Raw genomic sequence first — 305 nt, 5'->3', positions numbered from 1 at the left:
CCTTTACATCATCAGCGAGTAGGCCCGCTCCAACTGGTCCAGATCGATATCCAGGGGCAGCGGCAGGGGCGCTTCGCCGATGCGCTGCTCGCTGGCGAACTTTCCCTCGGCCAACACACGTGCCGGGTCGTTGAGGGCGAGGAAGTCGCCCCCGTCGTATTCCCAGAAATTCAGCGGGGAGCGGCCGGAATAGGTTTCGTTCCAGCAGGCGACGTACGAACGTTCGCCCAGGACTTTCGGACGGCAGGAAACGTAGGGTTCCAGATAGACCTCATGGGTGAGGTACAGGAAGGTGAGGTCATCCA

At 61.0% G+C, this 305-nt stretch carries 1 protein-coding gene; it reads right to left on the bottom strand.

The window, feature by feature from the left end; genetic code table 11:
* Positions 1-3 precede the first annotated feature (3 nt).
* Positions 4-305 (bottom strand): hypothetical protein (locus tag ACLJNW_RS24230; protein WP_410961223.1); only part of this gene is annotated, 302 nt, incomplete at its 5' end.

It is taken from the genome of Salmonella sp. SAL4457, assembly GCF_046548235.1.
In the GTDB taxonomy this organism is placed as follows: Bacteria; Pseudomonadota; Gammaproteobacteria; order Enterobacterales; family Enterobacteriaceae; genus Salmonella; species Salmonella enterica.
Note: the sequence above shows the minus strand (reverse complement) of the source record. Positions and strands in the feature narration are given on the sequence as shown.